The sequence below is a fragment of the Streptomyces sp. NBC_01017 genome (assembly GCF_045162795.1).
Taxonomy (GTDB): Bacteria; Actinomycetota; Actinomycetes; order Streptomycetales; family Streptomycetaceae; genus Streptomyces; species Streptomyces machairae.
The window spans coordinates 9,949,618-9,968,772 of sequence record NZ_CP108683.1; the positions used below are offsets into that span (position 1 = coordinate 9,949,618).

Consider the following 19,155-nt stretch of genomic DNA (forward strand, 5'->3'; position numbering starts at 1 on the left):
CTCTCACGCCGACGCGGTGCGAGTGCGGTGACCGGAGGCCTCGGACCCCGGGGCGCCATCGGGCTCGGCCTGTCCGGGCGAGGCAGGCTCCCGCAGCCCGCGCAGCAGCAGTCGTCCCAGCACGGGCAGCGCGATCAGCGGGACCAGTGCCGTCCGCAGCGAGGTGGCGTCGGCCAGCGCGCCGATCAAGGGAGCGGCGAGGCCACCCACGCTGACGGCCAGCCCCAGCGTCACTCCGCTCGCGGTGCCCACCCGGCGGGGCAGGTAGTCCTGGCCGAGCGTGACGTGCAGCGAGAACGGGACATACAGGCCGGCCGACGTCAGGGCGACGAACAGATACACCGCCGGCCCGGGAACGAGCACCACCCCGGCCACCGCGAGCGCGGACAGCGCATAGGCGTGGCGTACGACCGCGATGCGCCCGTACCGCTCGGCGAGCCGGCCCCCGGCCACGGTGCCCACCGCGCCGCCCGCGTAGAGCACGCACAGCGCGGCCGTGCCGGCCACGTCCCCGCCGCCGGTGCGCTGACGGACGTACAGCGAGACGAACGCGCTCAGGCCGACGAACACGATCGACCGGCACACGATGGCGCCGGACAGCCGCAGGAACGACGGCCAGTCGTCGGTGCCGACCCCTTCGGCCCTGGGCCCGGTCGCGCCACGGTCCGCTGCCGTACGCACCGTCGCGGCGCACAGCGCGGCCCCCGCGACGGCCGGTACGACCAGCAGGGGAGAGGCGCGCAGTCCGCCGGTGGCGATCACCGCCGCCACCAGCAGCGGTGCCAGGGCGAAGCCCACGTTGCCGCCGAGGGAGAACCAGCCCATCGCCGTATGACTGCCTCGCGAGGCGGCGCGGGCCGCGCGGGCCGCCTCCGGGTGGTAGGCGGCGACCCCGATCCCCGACACGGCGACCACGGCCAGCGTGAGTGCGTAGGAACCCATGACGCCGCTCAGTGCGACCCCCGCGCCGCCCAGCAGCGCGCTCAGCGGCAGCAGCCAGGGCATCGCCCACCGGTCGGTGAGCGCCCCGAACAGCGGCTGCACCACCGACGACAGCAGGGACGCGGCGAGCACGACGCCCGAGGCGGCGGCGTAGCTGTAGGCGCGCTCGGCGACGAAGAAGGGGACGAGGGCGGCGACGGCACCCTGGTACACGTCGACACAGGCATGGCCCAGGGACATCAGGGTGATCGCTCGATTGCGTTTCTCGGTCACCCCGCGATCGTCGCCGCGCCCGGCCGTGGCCCGCTTCCGATAATCTGCCGAAGTATGTCGGACATCCGCCACACGCCGACCGCGCCGACCCGCGCCAAGGTCCTGGCCGCCGGGGAACGCATCGACGCCCACCGGCACGACGACCACCAGATCGTCTACGCGGGCTCCGGCGTCCTCGCCGTCACCACCGACGCCGGCACCTGGTTCGCCCCCGGCAACCGCGCCATCTGGGTCCCGGCCGGCACCGTGCACGCGCATCGCGCCCACGGCCACCTCGACCTGTACCTGGTCGGCCTGCCCGCCGACGACAACCCGCTCGGCCTGGACGCCCCCACCGTGCTCGCCGTCAGCCCGCTCCTGCGCGAGCTGATCCTCGCCTACACGCGTGACCCCGCCGACGACGGCCCCGAGCGCCACCGCCTGCTCGCCGTCCTGCGCGATCAACTGCGCGCCTCGCCCCAGCAGCCCCTGCGCCTGCCGACACCCGCGGATCCACGCCTCGCCGCGGTCTGCGCGCTCGTCCACGCCGACCCGGCCGACTCGCGCACGCTCGCCGCGCTCGGCGCCGCGACCGGGGCCGGCGAGCGCACACTCAGCCGGCTCTTCCGTGCCGAATTCGGCATGACCTTCCCGCAGTGGCGCACCCAGTCGCGCCTGTACCACGCGCTGCGGCTGCTCGCCGAGGACATCCCCGTCACCGCCGTCGCCCACCGCTGCGGCTGGTCCTCCGCCAGCGCCTTCATCGACGTCTTCCGCCGCTCCTTCGGACACACGCCGGGAGCGCACAACCGCCGCACGGAACAGGGCTGATGACCGGCCAGGGGCGGGTGGCGGGCCATGACCTACCCTCCGGTAGCATCCGGCGGCAGGCCATCCAAGGAGGATCCGTGCCCCGGTCCGAACGCTCACCCCTGCTGCTCGCCGGCCTGCTGGCCACCTCGGGGGTCGCCCACTTCGCCGTCCCACGCCAGTTCGACGCCGTCGTGCCGCGCGCCCTGCCGGGAAAGCCCCGGACCTGGACGTACGCCAGTGGCGTCGCCGAGCTGGCGCTCGCGGCCGGGGTGGCGCTGCCGCGCACCCGCAAGGTCGCCGCGCTGGCAGCAGCCGGCTTTTTCGTCGGCGTGTTTCCCGCGAACGTGAAGATGGCCGTCGACTGGCGGCACCGCCCCACCCCGCAGAAGGCCGCGGCCATCGGCCGGCTGCCGTTGCAGATCCCCCTCGTGCTGTGGGCCCGAGGCGTCGCGAAGAACACGGAGGGACGGGCATGAGCGCACAGCTGAAGGTCGGCGACAAGGTCGAGGACTTCACGCTGCCGGACGAGACCGGCACCACCCGCAGCCTCACCGAACTGCTCACCGAGGGACCGGTGGTGCTCTTCTTCTACCCCGCCGCCCTCACCCCCGGCTGCACCGCGGAGGCCTGCCACTTCCGTGATCTCGCCGCCGAGTTCGCCGCCGCCGGCGCACGTCCCGTGGGCATCAGCGGCGACGCGGTCGAACGCCAGCAGGAGTTCGCCGACCGGCACACGCTCGGCATGACCCTGCTGTCCGACGCCGACGGGAAGGTCCGGGACCGGTTCGGTGTGACCCGCGGCTTTTCACTGGCCCCGACCAAACGGGTCACCTTCGTCATCGCCCAGGACAGCACCGTCCTGGAGGTCGTCCGCAGCGAACTGCGGATGAACACCCACGCCGACCGGGCCCTCGCCGCGCTGCGCAAGTGACCCGACTGTCGCCCGGGGCGCGGCGGCAGCGTGCGCCAAGGCGTGACGGGCGGTAACGGCTGGGCGTCGCGGTTGATGCGGTGCGGCCGAGGACTCATGCTGGACCACATGGAGCGCGTCTCCGCTGCGGTGATCCTCGATGCCCAGGGTGTGGTCAAGGGGTGGAGTGAAGGTGCCCTGCGGCTCACCGGGCGCACCGCCGAGGAGGTCGTAGGACGGCCCGGGCGCGAACTGCTCGCCGAGGAACCGTCGCCCGCCGCCGTCGCAGCGCTGGCCGGCACCGTAGTGCTGCGCCACCGGGACGGCTCGCACGTACTTCTGGCGCTGCGGGCGCACAGCGTGCTGGGCGAGGACGGCGCACGCGACGGCTACATGGTCGTCGGTGAACCCGCCGAGGGGCCGGAGCCCACCCTCGCCGAGCGGGCCTTCCAGCAGGCCTCGATGTCGATGTCGGTCTTCGACACCCGGCAGCGCTACCTGCGGCTCAACGATGTCGCCTGCCAGGTGATGGGCGTGCCCGAAGAGGTCCTGATCGGCCGGCCCTTCCCGGAGACCGTGGAGGACGCGGAGCACAGCCGGGGCTTCCACTGGCATCTGCGTCAGGTCGCCGAGACGGGCCGGCCCGTCCGCTACGAGAGCTTCACGGGAGCCCCGGCCCTGAACCGGGAGCACGCCTGGAGCATCCAGATGTGGCCCGTACGGGACACCTCCGGCGACGTCGTGGGCACGGCCCTCGCGGCGTTCGACAGCTCCGACCAGTACTGGGCGCGGGAGCGGCTGGCCCTGCTGAACGAGGCGGCGGCCGCCATCGGCACGACCCTGGACGTGGTGCGCACCGCCGAGGAACTGATCGGGATCATGGTGCCCCGGTTCGCCGACTTCGCCAGCGTCGACCTGTTCGACTGGGTCCTGGGATCGGAGGAGCCCCCGGCTCTGGCCGGCACCGACATCGCCCTGCGCCGCGTCGCCCACGGCTCCGGCACCGAGGGCACCCCGGAAGCGGCCGTGCACCTGGGAGGGGTGGACCACTACCCGCCCTTCTCGCCACCGGCGCGGGCCATCCTGCACGGCGACGTGATCCAGAGTCAGGCGGGCGAGCCGGCGTTCATGCGGTGGATCGCGGAACGCAACGCCCGCGCTCCGTCCGGCCGGTCCCACCGCGTGGGCGCCCACTCGATGATGGCCGTGCCGCTGCGGGCCCGTGGCACCACACTCGGCGTCGCGGTCGCCGTGCGCATCCGGCAGTCGGACGACTACGGAGCGGACGACGCCGTGTTCGCCGAGGAACTCGCCAGCCGCGCAGCCGTCTGCATCGACAACGCCCGCCGCTTCGCCCGGGAGCGCACCACGGCACTCGCCCTGCAGCACAACCTGCTGCCCCGGGGACTGCCCGGACAGGCGGCCGTCGAGGTGGCGCACCGCTATCGGCCGTCCGGATCGCAGGCCGGCATCGGCGGCGACTGGTTCGACGTGATCCCGCTGTCCGGCGGCCGCGTCGCCCTCGTCGTCGGTGACGTCGTCGGACACGGCATTCCGTCGTCGGCCACCATGGGCCGCCTGTGCACGGCCGTACGCACCCTCGCCGACGTGGACCTGCCGCCCGACGAACTCCTCACCCACCTCGACGACCTGGTCACCCACCTCGCAGGAGACGACAGCGACGAGGTCGCCGAACTGGGCGCCACCTGCCTCTACGCCGTCTACGACCCCGTGAGCCGCTGCCTCAGCCTCGCCGCCGCGGGCCACCCGCCACCGGCCCTCGTGCTGCCCGACGGCACCACCCGGATCGTCGAGATGAGCGCGGGACCCCCGCTCGGGGTCGGCGGGCTGCCCTTCGAAGCCGTGGAGGTGGAACTGCCCGAGGGGTCCCTGGTCGCCCTGTACACGGACGGTCTCATCGAGGACCGGGACCGCGACATCGACCACGCCACCGTCGAACTGTGCCGCGCGCTGACCGCGCCCGCCGAGACCCTGGACGCCCTGTGCGACACGGTCCTCAAGGCCGTTCTCCCGGAGGACCCCAGCGACGACGTGGCCCTGCTGCTGGCCCGCACCCGGGCCCTGGGCGCGGACCGCATCGCCACCTGGGACGTCCTGCCGGACCCCGAGCACGTGGCGAGAACCCGGCAGGCCGCCACCGACCAGCTGACCGCGTGGGGCCTCGACGAGGCGGCCTTCGTCACCGAACTCGTCGTCAGCGAACTCGTCACCAACGCCATCCGGTACGGCGCACCGCCCATCCAACTGCGCCTGATCCGCGACCGCACCCTCATCTGCGAGGTCTCCGACGGCAGTTCCACCTCCCCGCACCTGCGCCGGGCCCACGCCTACGACGAGGGCGGACGCGGACTGCTCCTCGTCGCCCAGCTCACCCAGCGCTGGGGCAGTCGGCAGACAGGCAGCGGCAAGACGATCTGGGCGGAACAGCCGCTGCCACCGGTGTGATCCCTCGAACCGGTGTGATCACTCGGAGGGCCGTCCGGGTTCGCCGGCACATCCGCCGAGTTCAGCCGGCGGCCCGCCCCGACGGCCGCTCCCGTACGACCTCCTCGGCCGCCCTGTCGTTCCGCAGCCCCAAGTACCGCGGATGGCGCAGCATGCCGTCGCGGGTCCACTCCTTGAGCCAGTCCCCGGACCGGCGCGGCTGGTAGTGCCCGTCGGCCCGCTTGGCGATCAGCCCCTCCCAGCCCCGGGCGCAGGAGGCGGCCGGCAACTCGGCGCCGCCCTCGTCGCGGTGGGGCGTCATGCGCAGCGGGGTGCGGTAGGCCAGGGCGCGGCGCAGCAGGGACTCGCGGCGGCTCCGCAACCAGGTCCGCTTCCGGGCACGCCTCGCTCAGCAGCCGGCGCTGCTCGGCGGGGAGCGAGTCCAGGAGATCGGTCGCCACCGCTCACCCCTCGTCGCCCTCGGCGGCGACCTGGCCGAGCGTACGGCCGGTTTGCACCGAACGCGCCCGGTACGGGTCGGGTGTGCCGTGCCCGCGCGTCCGTCCCTTACCGGCCTTCACCAGCAGCCACGCCTCACGGTCACCGTCCTGACCGCTGCGGAACCGGGTGAGGGCGTACTCGCCGTGCAGCTTCGAGCCGCTCAGCCGGAAGGTGGCATGGCCGCGCTCGAGCGACTCGCCGAAGTCGACCGGCCGCCCCTTGCGGTCATGGCTGAGCGGCTCATACGTCCCGTTGTCCCAGACGATCACCGTGCCGCCGCCGTACTCGCCCTTCGCGATCACGCCCTCGAAGTCCTCGTACTCCAGCGGATGATCCTCGGTGGGCATGGCGAGCCGCTTGTCGTGGGGGTCGTCGGAGGGCCCCTTGGGCACCGACCAGGACTTCAGCACGTCGTCCACCTGCAGCCGGAAGTCGAAGTGCAGGGTGCTCGCGTCATGGATCTGCACCACGAAACGCGGCTGGGCACCGGAGGCCGCCGAGCCGCCCTCCGGCTCACGGGTCCGCCCGAAGTCACGTTTGCCGCGATAGTCCCGCAGCCGGTCCTTCTCACCCACGGTCGCCTCCTTCCCGGGCGCCCCGAGTACCCCGCGCCGCGTCCCCGACGCCGCCGGGAACCCGGTCGGCCACGCCCGCTCAGAACTCCTCGTGCACCTCGGGGTCGCCGCCGAGGCGCCGCTGGGCGCGGTCGGTGACGGCGGCCATCCGGGTGTCGTCCAGGGTGAACCCGAAGATGTCGAGGTTCTCGCGCTGCCGCTCCGGGCTCGCCGACTTCGGGATGGGCAGGGCGCCCAGCTGGGTGTGCCAGCGCAGGACGACCTGGCCGGGAGTCACCCCGAGGCCGTCGGCGATGCCCTGCACGACCGGGTCCTCCAGGAGGCTGGTGCCGCGGCCCAGCGGGCTCCAGCTCTCGGTGACGATGCCCTTCCCCGAGTGGAAGGCGCGCAGCTCGTCCTGCGGGAACATCGGATGCAGCTCGATCTGGTTCACGGAGGGCAGGACCCCGGTCTCCTTCTCCAGCCGGTCGATGTGCGCGGGCGTGAAGTTGGAGACCCCGATCGACCGGACGAGGCCGTCCTCGCGCAGCTTGATCATGGCCTTCCAGGAGTCGACGTACTTGTCGACGCGGGGGAGCGGCCAGTGGATGAGGTAGAGGTCCACGTAGTCCAGGCCGAGGCGGGCGCGGGACTCCTCGAAGGAGGCGAGGGTCTCCTCGTGGCCGTGATGCCGGCCGGGGAGCTTGGTCGTCACGACGATCTCCTCGCGGGGCACGCCGCTGCCCGCGACGCCACGGCCGACGCCGGTCTCGTTGCGGTAGTTCGTCGCCGTGTCCACCAGGCGGTACCCCACTTCCAGGGCGCCGCGAACCGCCTCCTCGGCCTGCGCGTCGTCCATCGGCCAGGTGCCGAGACCGAGGGCGGGGAGAGTCGTACCGTCATTGAGCGTGTGGGTCGGGATGCTGATCACTTCCGGACCTTCCCTTGACTGTGTCGTGCATCCAGCGTCACGGATAGGGTGAGCCGTGATCAACCGGAACGGCGGGGGACGAGGGCAGCGGACGGCATGGGCGGCATGGAGGAGAAGCAGCCGACGGGACCGGCACGTCCCACATCACGGGACGTCGCCCGGCTCGCCGGGGTGTCGCACACGGCGGTCTCCTTCGTCTTCAACGGCCGCGCCGAGGGCAACCTCTCGCCCGCCACGCAGGAACGCATCCGGCAGGCGGCCACCCAGCTCGGCTACCGCCCCGACCCCGTCGCCCGCGGCCTGCGCCGCCGCCGCACGGCCGTGATCGGCCTGGTCACCGACGAGATCGCCTCCTCACCCTTCGCCGGCCGGCTGCTGCGCGGCGCCATGGAGACCGCCTGGGGCAGCGAGCACCTCGTGCTGACCATCGACTCCGGCGGCGACCCCGCCAAGGAGGACGCCGCCGTCGCCGAACTCCTCGACCGACGCGTGGACGGCATCATCTACGCGGCCATGTCGCTGCGTCGCGTCCGCGTCCCCGAGGGCCTGCACCGCACCCACTCCGTCCTCGCCAACTGCCTGCCCGAGGACGACTCCCTGCCTGCGGTCATCCCCGCCGAGCGCGCCGGCGGCCGGACGGCGGCGCGGCTGCTGCTGGACGAGGGGCACCGCAGGGTCGCCATGGTGGGCGGGCAGGACGACATCGCCTCCGTCGACCGGCTGCGCGGCTTCCGCGACGCCCTGCGTGCCGAGGGGATCACCGTCCCCAAGGAGTGGGTCGTGCGCACCGGCGGCGAGATCACCGGCGGGTACGAGGGCGCGCTGCGCGTGCTCGACGGCGTCCCGGCCGACCTGCGTCCCACCGGGATCTTCTGCTACAACGACCGGGTCGCGGCGGGCGCCCTGCACGCCGCGACCCGGCTCGGCATCGCCGTCCCCGGCGAGCTGTCGGTGGTCGGCTACGACGACCAGGAACACATGGCCGAGTTCCTCACCCCGCCCCTCACCACCGTCGCGCTGCCCCACCGGGCGATGGGCGACGCCGCCGCACGGCTGGTCCTCGACGCCATCGAGACCGGCAGGACGCCGCCCGCGACGGTGCGGCGCCTGGCCTGCCCGGTGATCAGCCGTGCGTCGGTGGGACCAGCTCCCAGCCGGTGACCGCGATCGAAGCGCCCGTCACCACGAGTTCGGCCACGTCGTCCGGTCGCCGGTAGACCCGCTCGGTGACCGTCGCCTGGTCGCCGACGAACAGCTCGAACAGCGAGCCGTCGACGAGGATCCGCACCTCGCCGGCCGGGGCCCGCACCACGATCGGCCCTGATCCCTCGCGTCCTGTCCGTGGCCAGTCGCCGCGGTCCAGTGTCACGGTTCCGTCGTCCGGGTCCAGAACGACCGTCAGCTCGGCGCCCGAGGCGGACCGGAGCAGGCTGACTGTGGTGCGGCCGGACGCGGTGACGGTCAGGTCGTACGCCTCCGGCAGCACGGTTCGACGGTCCGCCGACGTGGCGAACGGCTCGGCCGCACGCAGCAGTTCGAGCTCCGGCGCCGGTACGACCCGCAGGGTCCCGCCGGGATGCACGTCCACGACCCTCGGCGCGGTCAGGACCCCGGCCCAGCCCACGCGATCGACCTCGCCCTGCTCGCGGGCCTCCCAAGACCAGCCCCACATCAACGCCCGGTCCGGCTCCTGGAGCACGGCAGGGGCGTAGAAGTCCCGCCCATGGTCGAGGCGCCCGCCGGTGCGGGCCGCGAAGCGCAACTCGGCCTCGCCGTACGGGTCAAGACGGCCCGTCAGATAGCCGGTGGTGCAGGGGTTTCCGTCCCACAGCGACAGCACCAGCACCCAGTCGCCGCCCGCCGTCGAGTACAGCTGCGGGCACTCCCAGCCCACCGCCCCGTCCCCGAAGGCATCCGCCGCGACCGGGTCGTTGCCGTCCAGGAACACCCCCGCGAACCGCCAGTCCGCCAGGTCGTCGCAGTCGTACAGCAGCACCGACGGTGTCCCGTCGGCGTGCCCCGCGCCGACCAGTGCCCAGCGGCGTCCGCCGCTCCTGAACACGAACGGGTCGCGGAACATGACCACGTCGAGGTCGGCGGGCGGGCCGGTCACGACCGGTGTCGGCAGCGGCTTCCAGTCGGTGAGCGTCTCGTCCTCCGGGACCACCGCCCGCGCCAGGCAGATCGTGCCGAGGCCGGTGTGGTGGCGGTCGACGCCCGTGTACACCGCGGTCGGTGTGCCGTCGTCGTCGACCACGCACCCGGACCAGCAGCCCGCCTCGTCCGGGCCGCCGGGCATCGGGGTGAGCGCGATCGGATGGTGCTCCCACCGGACCAGGTCGGCGCTGGAAACGTGTCCCCAGTGGACGTTCGTGTGCACGGGGGCGGCGGGATTGTGCTGGTAGAAGAGGTGATGGCGGCCCCGCCAACGGAAGGGCCCGTTGGGGTCGTTGATCCAGTTGGCGGGGGGACGCACCCGGAAGCGCGGGGCGCTGGGGTCCGGGGACTGAGCGGTGAGGCTCAACGGTTGACTCCTGCGGACGTGATGCCCTCACGCAGAGGGCGCTGACCGACGACGAACACGGCGACGGCGGGGATCATGGAGAGGACGACACCGGCGAGCACCACGGAGATGGAGCCGGTGCCGAGGTTGCCCTGGAGGGAGACGAGGCCCAGCGGCAGCGTGTAGTTCTGGCCGGAGGTCTCCAGGATCAGCGGGCGGAAGAACTCGTTCCAGTGGTAGTTGAAGGCCAGCACACCGACGATCGCGAGACCGGGCGCGGCCAGCGGCGCGTACACGGACCGGAAGATCCGCCACGGCCCGCAGCCGTCCAGCATCGCCGCCTCGCCCAGGTCCTTGGGCATGCCCAGGAAGTACTGGCGCATCAGGAAGGTGCCGAACGCGGTCGGGAAGGCCGGGATGATCAGAGCGAGCAGGGTGTCGGTGAGCCCCATCGACTTCAGTACCAGGAACACCGGCACGATCGTGACCTGCAACGGCACCATCATGGTCGCGAGGACCAGCCCGAACAGCGGCTTCTTGAACCGGAATTCGAGACGCGCGAACGCGTAACCGGCCAGTCCCGCCGTGATCATCTGGCCCACCGCGATCAGCGCGGTCACCAGCGTCGAGTTCAGGGCGAGCAGCCATACGTCGATCTGGTCGAAGACTCCGCGGTACGCCTCGACGGACGGGTCCGTCGGGATGATCCGCGGCGGCAGGTCGAAGGCCTCGGCCGGGGTGCGCAGTGAGGTGGTGACGGTCCACAGGACCGGGCCCAGGGTCAGCAGCGCGCACACCGCCAGCGCGGCGATCCGGGCCCATGGCGCGAGCGAGTGCCGGGTTCGGCTCAGGGAGAGGGTTGCTTGGCTCATCGGACTCACCGGCTCACTGGTAGTGGACGAAACGCCGGCTGAGCCGGAACTGGAGGGCGGTGACCGCCATGATCAGCACGAACAGCAGCACGCCCACCGCCGAGGCCTCGCCGAACCGCAACTGCTCGAAGGCGCTCTCGTAGATCACCATCACCGCGGTGCGGGTGGCGTCACCGGGACCGCCGTTGGTGAGGACGTACGGCTGCTCGAAGACCTGCAGCGCGTTGATGATGCCGACCACCGACGCGACGAGCAGCGTGGGCGAGAGCAGGGGGAGCGTGATGCCCAGGTGCTTGCGCAGACCGGTCGCGCCGTCGAGGGAGGCGGCCTCGTGGACCTCCTTGGGGATGTTGTTCAGGCCTCCGACGAACAGCAGGAACGAGAAGCCGAACTGCTGCCAGACGTAGACCAGGATCACCGTGGCCATCGCCGCGTTCTCGGACGTCAGCCAGGGCACCGGAGCCACACCGACGAGCCCGAGCAGCCAGTTCACGACCCCGAAGTCCTGGTTGAACAGGTACTTCATCACCACCGAGATCGACGCGGCGGACAGCACCAGCGGGAAGAAGAACGCCGACCGGAACACCGAGCGCAGCCACACCGGCATCCGCCCGTTCACCGCCAGGGCCAGCACCAGCGCGATCAGCAGTTGCAGCGCCACCGCGAACACCATGAAGACGAGCGTGTTGCGGAAGGAGACCAGCACGGTCGAGTCGGTGAAGACCTCACGGTAGTTGGCGGCCCCGGCGAAGCGCGGGGAGTCGATGACGTTCCAGTGGAAGAGGCTCAGCACCACCGATCCGACGATCGGTACGACCGTGAAGACGACGATGCCGACGATCGTGGGCGCCAGGAACAGCGTGGCCAGCCGCCGCGCGCCGCGGTCGCGGGCGGAGGGGCGGGCCGTGGGGGCCGACTGCGCGGCCGGCCGCTTCGGCCGTACGGCGGCCGGTATCCGGGTGTTCGTCATACGTCACGCTCCATGGCCTTCTCCAGATCGCCCTGCATCCGGCGCAGCGCGGGGCCCACCGCACGCCGGGAGGACAGCGCGGTACCGGTGTGCTTGAGCAGCACCTGCTCGACCTCGGCGACCTGCGGCGGCGCCGGGATCGGCCCGGTGTCGGGGAACTGGTCGAGGGTGTCGTAGAAGACCTGCCAGCGGTTCGGGCCGGTCTCGCGGTAGCGGTCGGCGGTCAGCATCGAGCGGCGCGCCGGGGTGGTCTGGTTGGTCGTGAACAGCCGCGTCAGGGTGTCGTGGCGGGCGGCGTACTTGATGAACTCCCAGGCCTCCTCCTGCCGCTTCGACGTGCGCAGCAGCGCGTAGCCGGCGGCGCCGTACTGCATGCGCTGGGTGCGCCAGCGCGGGAAGTACTGCACGTCGAAGCCGTCGGCCGGCATGCCGGCCTGATGCAGGCCGCCGGCCCAGAAGCCGCCCGCGGGCGTGACCCCGACCCGGCCGGTGGAGAACACACCGATCAGGTTCTGGCCGTTGCCGCCCTCGGGACGGGTGCACAGCCCCTCCTGGATGAGGGAGGCGAGATAGTCGTACGCCTCCTCGACGCGTGCGTCGGTGGCCTGCGGCGTCGTCCACCGGAAGCCGCCCCCGCGGCCCTGCCGCTGGGCGTCCGGGTAGAAGGAGTCCCACAGCCAGGCGCCACCGGGTGCCTTGGACTCAGTGAGCAGGTTGGTGTCGTTGGCGAACAGCCAGGGCACCACGCCGCCCCACAGCCGGTTGGTCCAGAAGTACGGCGTGAACTGGGAGCCGCTGGACCGCTTCATGTCCCGCAGCAGCGCGGTGAAGTCGTCGCGGGTCCAGTCGGCCGCAGGGAAGGCTGCCCCCGCCCGCTCCAGCACCTGGTTGTTGAGGTACATGTCGGCGGCGTTGAACTCGACCGGCAGCTGGTAGAGGCTGCCCTCGTACATCATCGACTCCACCAGCGAGGGATGGACGTCGGCGAAGTACTCGCGCAGCTCCTCGGCGTCCCGCCGCACCCAGTCGTCGAGCGGGACCCCGAGACGCTGCGCGAACAGCTGGACGCCCTCGGTGGCGACGTAGACGAGATCGGGCGCGGTGCCCGCCGCGATCTGGGTGAGGATCTTCGCGAAGAAGTCCGACCAGTCGACGGCCTGCACGGCGTTGATCCGCAGCTTGATGTCGGGGTGGACCTTGCTGAAGCCCTCGGTGAGCGTGCGGACGGCCTCCGGTCCGTAGGCGGGGCCGAGTGTGGCGACGACGAGGGAGCCGTCGTTCCGGCCGGGTATGTCGGCTCCGGTGAGCCGCTCCCAGCTCGCGGCGGTGCCTGCCAGCGCGGCGGCTCCCGCGCCGTAGGCGCCGTACCGCAGCAGGGTGCGGCGGGTGAGGTGCGAGTCGGTCATCTAACGGGCCTAACTCGTGTTAGTCGAGTAGTGATGCCCAGATGATGGGAAGCGGGCCACGGCCCTGTCAATAGGTGCGAACCACTTGACCTTTAACGAGTTAGGTCGCACAGTCCTGATCCCACGAGTCCCGTTCTGACACCTCTGACGAGAGGAACGATGCGTGATGCGAGGGATGTCCAGGAGAGCGCTGCTCGCCGGTTCGGCGGCGGGAGCCTCGGCCGCACTGCTGGCGACCGCACCGACGGCCGCCGCGAAGCCCAGGAAGGCGGCAGCCACCTGCACCAGTTACCGCGCCCAGTACCACTTCACGGTCCCCGACCAGTGGAAGAACGACCCCCAGCGCCCGATCTGGATCGACGGCGAGTATCACTACTACTACCTGTACAACCCGGACTATCTCGCCGGGGGAACCACCACCGGCACCGCCTGGCGCCTGGCCACCAGCACCGACCTGGTCTCCTTCACCGACCGCGGGATCGCCGTGCCGAAGGACACCACCCCCAACGGCGACGTCTGGTCCGGCTCGGCGGTGATCGACAGCGACAACACCGCGGGCTTCGGCGCGGGCGCGGTGATCGTCCTCGCCACGATGGCGCCGGACGAGGTCACGCAGGCGCAGTACCTGTACTACTCGACCGACGGCGGCCGCACGTTCACGCCCCACGGCACCGCCCCGGTCCTGCCCAACCCCGGCGTCCGGGACTTCCGCGACCCCAAGGTGATCCGCGACGAGGAGCGCGGGCGCTGGGTGATGACGCTCGCGGAGAACGACAAGGTGGGCTTCTACCACTCCACCGACCTGAAGTCGTGGACGTACGTCAGCGGCTTCGTCAAAGGCGGGATCGGCGTCCTGGAGTGCCCGGACCTGTTTCGCATCACCGCCGACGACGGCACCGCGAAGTGGGTGCTCGGCGTCAGCGCCAACGGCAAGGGCTCGGGGCTGCCGAACACGTACGCCTACTGGACGGGCTCCTTCGACGGCACCGCCTTCACCGCCGACGGCGCCGACCCGCAGTGGCTCGACCACGGCTGGGACTGGTACGCGGCCGTCACCTTCGAGAAGCACCGGAGCGACGGCTCGGTGGACCCGTCCGTGCGCTACGCGATCGGCTGGCTCAACAACTGGGACTACGCCAACATCACGCCCACCATCGACTGCGACGGCTTCAACGGCACCGACTCGATCGTCCGCGAGACCACCCTGAAGCGGGGAACCGACGGGACGTACCACCTCGCCTCACAACCGGTCGCCGCCCTGCACGACCACGTCTCCCGCACGGTGAACCTGGGTGACCTGGAGGTCACCGGCACCCGCGTGCTCGACTACCAGGGCACGGCCTACGAGGTGACCTGCGAGATCACCTGGGACCAACTCACGGGCGCCGGACTCCAGTTGCGCCGGTCACCCGACGGCGCCCGCCATGTCGACGCCGGGATCTACGGTGACTACGCCTTCCTCAACCGCCGCCCCACCGTGAACCCCGACGCCTCCGGCAGATGGCAGGAGAGCCACAGCCCCTTCGACCCGTCCGCCCGCACCGTGCAGCTGCGGATCCTGGTCGACCGTACGTCCGTCGAGATGTTCGTCGGCGACGGACGGTATGTGCACTCGTCGGAGGTCTTCCCGTATCTGATCGACACCGGGCTCGCGCTCTTCACGATCGACGGCACGGCGGTCTTCCGGAACACGGTGATACGGGAGTTCGCGGTCTGAGGCTCCGTCGCGGCGCTGTCGCCAGGCCCGCCGAACACTGTCACGATCTTCCTGGGGCCGGCTCGGACCGGGGCCGGTGCGGACGGACGACCGACGGAGCAGGCATGACGACGGACAGGGCCACAGCGGACGGGACGGAGCAGCTCGCGGGGATCGAGGTGAAACCGGTCGCCGGGCACATCGGGGCGGAGATCACGGGCGTCGACCTGGCCGCGGAGCCGGCCGACGCCGTGGTCGCCGCGATCCGGGCGGCCGTACTGCGCTGGAAGGTGGTGTTCTTCCGCGGGCAGCGGCTGGACCACGCCGGGCATGTGGCGTTCGCGCGCCGGTTCGGCGAACCGGTCGTCCTGCGCAAGCGGGGGAGCGCCTCCCCGGCGGACTTCCCCGAGATCGAGACGACCGCCGACCGGCTGGAGCTGGGCGGGAAGTTCGGCATGGAGCACGACGAGTGGTTGCGGCGCCGCCGTCACACCCTGCTGCGCGGCTGGCACTGCGACCACGGCGCCCGCGTCGACCCGCCCGCCGCGACGATCCTGCGCGCCGAGACCGTACCCCCGTACGGCGGCGACACGACCTGGTCGAACCTCGCCGCCGCGTACGCCGGTCTGTCCGGCCCGGTGCGGGAGTTCGTGGACGGGCTGCGGGCCGAGCACCGCCTCGGCGTCGGCTACCAGCCCCGGCCCGGCGACGACGCGTACGTCCGTCATCTCCTCGACCATCAGGTTGCCACCCTGCATCCGCTGGTCAGGGTCCACCCCGAGACGGGGGAGCGGATCCTGTACGTCAACGGCTACTACGTCGAGCAGATCGCCGACCTCTCCCGGGCGGAGAGCGCCGCCGTCCTGGAGATGCTGCTGGACCAGGCGACCCGCCCCGAGTACACGGTCCGCTTCCGCTGGGAGCCCGGCAGCGTGGCCTTCTGGGACAACCGGGCCACCATCCACCTCGCCCCCGGCGACAACGCCCACCTCGACTTCCCCCGCACCATGCACCGGGTGATGCTCGCCGGTGACGTGCCGGTGGGGGTGGACGGCAAACCGTCGGAGCCGATCACCGGGACCGAGCGGGGGCGCTGGTAGCCGACGCCCCCGGTCAGCTCGGCACGCTCGGCGCGCTCAGCCGGCGATCAGGTCGCGCAGCGCCTTCACGATCTCGTCCGGCGCCTCCTCGGCCATGAAGTGACCGCATGTGACCGTGGTGTGCCGCAGATCGGGCGCCCAGGCACGCCACAGCGCGGCGGCGTCGAAGCCGAGGGCGGCGCCCCAGTCCTGCTGGAGCACGCCGACCGGCATCCGGAGCGTGGTTCCGGCCGCTCGGTCGGCCCGGTCGTGCTCGATGTCGACGCCGGCCGAGGCCCGGTAGTCGGCGACGATCGAGGGCACGGCCTCGCGGCAGGCCGCCAGGTAGGCGGCGCGGACCTCGTCCGGCACGGCCCGCCGGTCGGACGTCCAGATGTCGAGGAAGTGGCCGAAGAAGTCGTCCGGCGCCGCGCCGATCATGCGTTCGGGCAGGCCGGGCGGCTGGGCCATCAGATAGAGGTGGAAGCCGACGGCGGCGGTGACGCCGTGCATCACCTCCCACATGTCGAGCGTCGGCAGCACATCGAGGCAGGCCAGGTGGGTGACCGTGGCCGGGTGGTCGAGCGCGGCACGGAAGGCCACCAGGGCCCCGCGGTCGTGCCCGGCCAATGCGAAGCGCTCGTGTCCGAGTTCACCGGCCAGGGCGACGATGTCCGCGGCCATGGTCCGCTTGGCGTAGACGGTGCCGTCGGTCTCGGCCGGTTTGTCGCTGGCGCCGTAGCCGCGCAGGTCCGGGCAGATCACGGTGTGGTCGGCGGCGAGGTCCGCGGCCACGTGGCGCCACATCAGGTGCGTCTGCGGGAAGCCGTGCAGCAGGACGACGGGCGGGCCGGAGCCGCCGACGGCCGTGTGCAGGGACACGCCGTCGGCGACGGGGACGCGGTGGTGATCGAAGCCGGCGATGACGGGTGTCGTCATGGCTCCGCTCCTTCCGATGCTTGTCGATGGGTGGAGGATCTCTCTGAGGGGTTCTGTCGGGAGACTCCTCGTGAGGGATCTTGTTCCCCGATCGTCCCTGGGGCGGATGAGCAGCGAATGAGCAGCGCCCGGGCGACCCGGGTCGACGGAGGGAGATGGTGGAGGACGTGGGCCGTGGCTTGGGTTTCGGTGTGCTCGGGCCCGTGACCGCCTGGGGCGCGGACGGGAACGCGATCGCCCTCAAGGGGCCGAGACACCGCTCGGTGCTGGCCCGGCTGATCGTCGCCAGGGGCCGTGTCGTGCCCGTCTCCCTCCTGGCCGACGACCTCTGGACGGACCCGCCCGCCGACGCCGTGGGCGCCCTGCGCACCTTCGTCGCCGCACTGCGCCGCGCCCTCGAACCCGACCGCCCGCCCCGCGCACCGGCCCGGCTGCTCGTCACCGACGGTCCGGGCTACGCCCTGCGCGCCACGACGGACGCGGTGGACGCCTGGCGTTTCGAGCGGACGGTCGCCGACGCGGCGACATGGCAGCCCACGGAGGCAGCCGTACGGCTGGAGGAGGCGCTGGGATGGTGGCGCGGCCCCGCCTACGCGGAGTTCGCCGAGCAGCCGTGGGCCGGGGCGGAGACCCGCCGCCTGGCCGAGCTGCGCCTGCACGCCGTGGAACTGCGCGCCGAAGCACTGTTGGTCCTCGGGTCGGCCGACCGTGCCGCCGCGGACCTTCGGGCGCACGCGGCCGAGCATCCCTGGCGCGAGAACGCCTGGCGCCTGCTGGCCCTGGCCCTGTACCGCACGGGCCGGCAGGCCGACGCCCTGGAGGTGCTGCGGAAGGCGCGTGCGCTGCTGAGCGAGCAACTGGGTATCGATCCCGGGGCTGGTCTGCGGGCCCTGGAGACCGACGTCCTGCGGCAGGCCGGGCACCTCGACCGGAGCGAGCGCGAGCGTCGGGCCGAGCACCTTGACGAGGGCGGTGCCCAGCCCGGCCGCGCGGGGGAGTCCCTCGGCCAAGTCGCGCCCATTGACCTCAGTGAGCGCGTCCGCCGGGGCGAGTACCTCGGTGAGGCCGAGCGCCTTCCCCGGCCCTCCGACCTCCCCCGGACCACCCCCCTCGCGCCGGCATCCACCCCCGCCGGCCGGGTCTGGGAGCAGGTGGCTGCCGCCTACGACCGTGCCGTCGCCCCCGGCGCTCGCGCCCGTCTGGAGTCCACGGCAGGTCTGCTGCGCAACCTCGCCGTGACCGGAGGCAGCGGACTGCTGGCCGCCCGGGAGCACCGGGTGGCGGCCATCGCGGCCGCCGAGGAGCTGGGCGACGCCGAGCTGACCGCCCGCGTCATCGGTGTCTACGACGTCCCGGCGATCTGGACTCGCCTCGACGACCCCGAACAGGCGGCACAAGTGGTCGCGGCAGCCGAACGCACACTCGTCGCCCTGCCCGCCGAGGAGCACGAGGCGGCCAAGGTCCGGTTGCTCGCCACGATTGCCCTGGAGTCGCGCGGCACCCCGCATACCCGTGGTCCGCAGGCCGCCCGCCAGGCCGAGGAGACGGCCCGTCGGCTGGACGATCCGGCGCTGCTGGCCTTCGCCCTGAACGCGGCCTTCATGCAGTGCTTCGACAGCACCGGACTGGCGCCGCGCCGTGCCGAGATCGGTGCGGAACTGGTCGCGCTCGCCACCCGCCATGGCCTGACCACGTTCGAGATCCTCGGCCACCTGATCCGGCTCCAGGCCCTGAGCGCCCTCGGCGACTTCACTGCGGCAGACCGTCACGCGGCCGCCGCCGACGCACTGGCCGTACGTCACGAGGCGCCGCTGGTGGGTGTGTTCACCGGCTGGTACGCCGCGCTGCGGCTGGATGCCACCGGCCGGGCGCCGGTGACGGAGGTGGAGGCGGCCTACCAGGGGGCGGCCACCCTGCTGCACGGCGCGGGCATGCCGGGCCTCGCCCAGGGCCTGCTGCCGCTCGCGCTGATGTGCCTGCGCGTGCGGCACGACCGGCCACTGCACTTCGACGACCGGACGGACTGGGGCCCTTACGCGCCATGGGTGCGCCCCCTGCTGCTCCTCGACCGAGGCCATCGCCCCGAGGCGGCCGAGGCCCTCCACGCCACACCCGAACCACCCCGCGATCTCCTCCAGGAGGCCCTGTGGTGCCTCACCGCCCGAGCGGCCCTGGCCCTCGGCGACCGGCCGGCCCTGGCACGCGCACACACCGCCCTCTCCCCGGCGGCGAACGAACTGGCCGGAGCCGGCAGCGGGTTGCTCACCCTGGGCCCGGTCTCGGCGTTCCTGCACGACATCACCGCTGTCGTTGGCAGGACAGCCGTCACCAATTGATCATTT

General features: G+C 72.3%; 16 protein-coding genes and 1 pseudogene. 8 read left to right on the plus strand and 9 right to left on the minus strand.

Annotated features, from left to right (window positions below):
* Nucleotides 1-3: 3 nt before the first annotated feature.
* Nucleotides 4-1,182 carry an MFS transporter gene (locus tag OG331_RS45520; protein ID WP_406210755.1) on the minus strand — a complete coding sequence of 393 codons (1,179 nt, stop codon included), beginning with the start codon at nucleotides 1,180-1,182 and terminating at the stop codon, nucleotides 4-6.
* 87 nt (nucleotides 1,183-1,269) lie between these two features.
* Between OG331_RS45520 and OG331_RS45525 the strand changes: the two genes are divergently transcribed.
* The 4 genes from OG331_RS45525 to OG331_RS45540 all read left to right on the plus strand — a co-directional run bounded on the left by OG331_RS45525 (nucleotide 1,270) and on the right by OG331_RS45540 (nucleotide 5,383).
* Entirely contained in the window at nucleotides 1,270-2,025 is a 756-nt protein-coding gene (locus OG331_RS45525; protein ID WP_406208576.1) for an AraC family transcriptional regulator, read from the plus strand.
* A gap of 77 nt (nucleotides 2,026-2,102) precedes the next feature.
* On the plus strand, nucleotides 2,103-2,483 hold the full coding sequence (locus OG331_RS45530; RefSeq protein WP_328883872.1) for a DoxX family protein: 381 nt from the start codon (nucleotides 2,103-2,105) through the stop codon (nucleotides 2,481-2,483).
* Nucleotides 2,480-2,938 (plus strand): peroxiredoxin, encoded by a 459-nt coding sequence (locus OG331_RS45535; RefSeq protein WP_406208579.1) that lies wholly within the window; start codon nucleotides 2,480-2,482, stop codon nucleotides 2,936-2,938. Before OG331_RS45530 ends, OG331_RS45535 begins: the two co-directional genes overlap by 4 nt.
* A gap of 108 nt (nucleotides 2,939-3,046) precedes the next feature.
* The gene (locus tag OG331_RS45540) at nucleotides 3,047-5,383 is read left to right on the plus strand and encodes a SpoIIE family protein phosphatase (RefSeq protein WP_406208583.1); all 2,337 of its coding nucleotides are present in this window, start codon (nucleotides 3,047-3,049) and stop codon (nucleotides 5,381-5,383) included.
* 61 nt (nucleotides 5,384-5,444) lie between these two features.
* On the opposite strand, the pseudogene OG331_RS45545 reads toward OG331_RS45540, so the two are convergent.
* From OG331_RS45545 to OG331_RS45555, 3 genes and pseudogenes are all read right to left on the minus strand, one after another.
* Nucleotides 5,445-5,732, minus strand: a pseudogene (locus tag OG331_RS45545) (ATP-dependent DNA ligase); the annotation flags it as partial.
* Between the two features lie 94 nt (nucleotides 5,733-5,826).
* Nucleotides 5,827-6,438 carry a DNA polymerase ligase N-terminal domain-containing protein gene (locus tag OG331_RS45550; protein WP_406208586.1) on the minus strand — a complete coding sequence of 204 codons (612 nt, stop codon included), beginning with the start codon at nucleotides 6,436-6,438 and terminating at the stop codon, nucleotides 5,827-5,829.
* 79 nt (nucleotides 6,439-6,517) lie between these two features.
* Nucleotides 6,518-7,348, minus strand: a complete 831-nt coding sequence (locus OG331_RS45555; protein ID WP_406208589.1) for an aldo/keto reductase — start codon at nucleotides 7,346-7,348, stop codon at nucleotides 6,518-6,520.
* 96 nt (nucleotides 7,349-7,444) lie between these two features.
* On the opposite strand from OG331_RS45555, the gene OG331_RS45560 reads away from it, so the two are divergent.
* Entirely contained in the window at nucleotides 7,445-8,509 is a 1,065-nt protein-coding gene (locus tag OG331_RS45560) for a LacI family DNA-binding transcriptional regulator (protein WP_406210758.1), read from the plus strand.
* On the opposite strand, the gene OG331_RS45565 is transcribed toward OG331_RS45560, so the two are convergent.
* The 4 genes from OG331_RS45565 to OG331_RS45580 are packed head-to-tail and all read right to left on the minus strand — an operon-like array spanning nucleotide 8,472 to nucleotide 13,099.
* Nucleotides 8,472-9,872, minus strand: a complete 1,401-nt coding sequence (locus OG331_RS45565) for a glycoside hydrolase family 32 protein (RefSeq protein WP_406208592.1) — start codon at nucleotides 9,870-9,872, stop codon at nucleotides 8,472-8,474. The genes OG331_RS45560 and OG331_RS45565 overlap by 38 nt on opposite strands.
* The gene (locus OG331_RS45570; protein ID WP_406208594.1) at nucleotides 9,869-10,723 is read right to left on the minus strand and encodes a carbohydrate ABC transporter permease; all 855 of its coding nucleotides are present in this window, start codon (nucleotides 10,721-10,723) and stop codon (nucleotides 9,869-9,871) included. Before OG331_RS45570 ends, OG331_RS45565 begins: the two co-directional genes overlap by 4 nt.
* 13 nt (nucleotides 10,724-10,736) lie before the next feature.
* Entirely contained in the window at nucleotides 10,737-11,693 is a 957-nt protein-coding gene (locus OG331_RS45575; protein ID WP_406208597.1) for a carbohydrate ABC transporter permease, read from the minus strand.
* The gene (locus OG331_RS45580) at nucleotides 11,690-13,099 is read right to left on the minus strand and encodes an extracellular solute-binding protein (protein ID WP_406208600.1); all 1,410 of its coding nucleotides are present in this window, start codon (nucleotides 13,097-13,099) and stop codon (nucleotides 11,690-11,692) included. The genes OG331_RS45575 and OG331_RS45580 overlap by 4 nt, the downstream gene beginning before the upstream one ends.
* A gap of 166 nt (nucleotides 13,100-13,265) precedes the next feature.
* On the opposite strand from OG331_RS45580, the gene OG331_RS45585 reads away from it, so the two are divergent.
* Both OG331_RS45585 and OG331_RS45590 read left to right on the plus strand, forming a co-directional pair.
* A complete protein-coding gene (locus tag OG331_RS45585; RefSeq protein WP_406208603.1) occupies nucleotides 13,266-14,816 on the plus strand; it encodes a glycoside hydrolase family 32 protein in 1,551 nt (516 codons plus the stop codon).
* A gap of 104 nt (nucleotides 14,817-14,920) precedes the next feature.
* Nucleotides 14,921-15,895: a TauD/TfdA dioxygenase family protein gene (locus tag OG331_RS45590; RefSeq protein WP_406208605.1), complete on the plus strand. Its 975-nt coding sequence runs from the start codon at nucleotides 14,921-14,923 to the stop codon at nucleotides 15,893-15,895.
* 36 nt (nucleotides 15,896-15,931) lie between these two features.
* On the opposite strand, the gene OG331_RS45595 is transcribed toward OG331_RS45590, so the two are convergent.
* The gene (locus tag OG331_RS45595; RefSeq protein WP_406208608.1) at nucleotides 15,932-16,813 is read right to left on the minus strand and encodes an alpha/beta fold hydrolase; all 882 of its coding nucleotides are present in this window, start codon (nucleotides 16,811-16,813) and stop codon (nucleotides 15,932-15,934) included.
* A gap of 155 nt (nucleotides 16,814-16,968) precedes the next feature.
* On the opposite strand from OG331_RS45595, the gene OG331_RS45600 reads away from it, so the two are divergent.
* Nucleotides 16,969-19,149, plus strand: a complete 2,181-nt coding sequence (locus OG331_RS45600; RefSeq protein ID WP_406208611.1) for a BTAD domain-containing putative transcriptional regulator — start codon at nucleotides 16,969-16,971, stop codon at nucleotides 19,147-19,149.
* The last annotated feature ends 6 nt before the right edge of the window (nucleotides 19,150-19,155 follow it).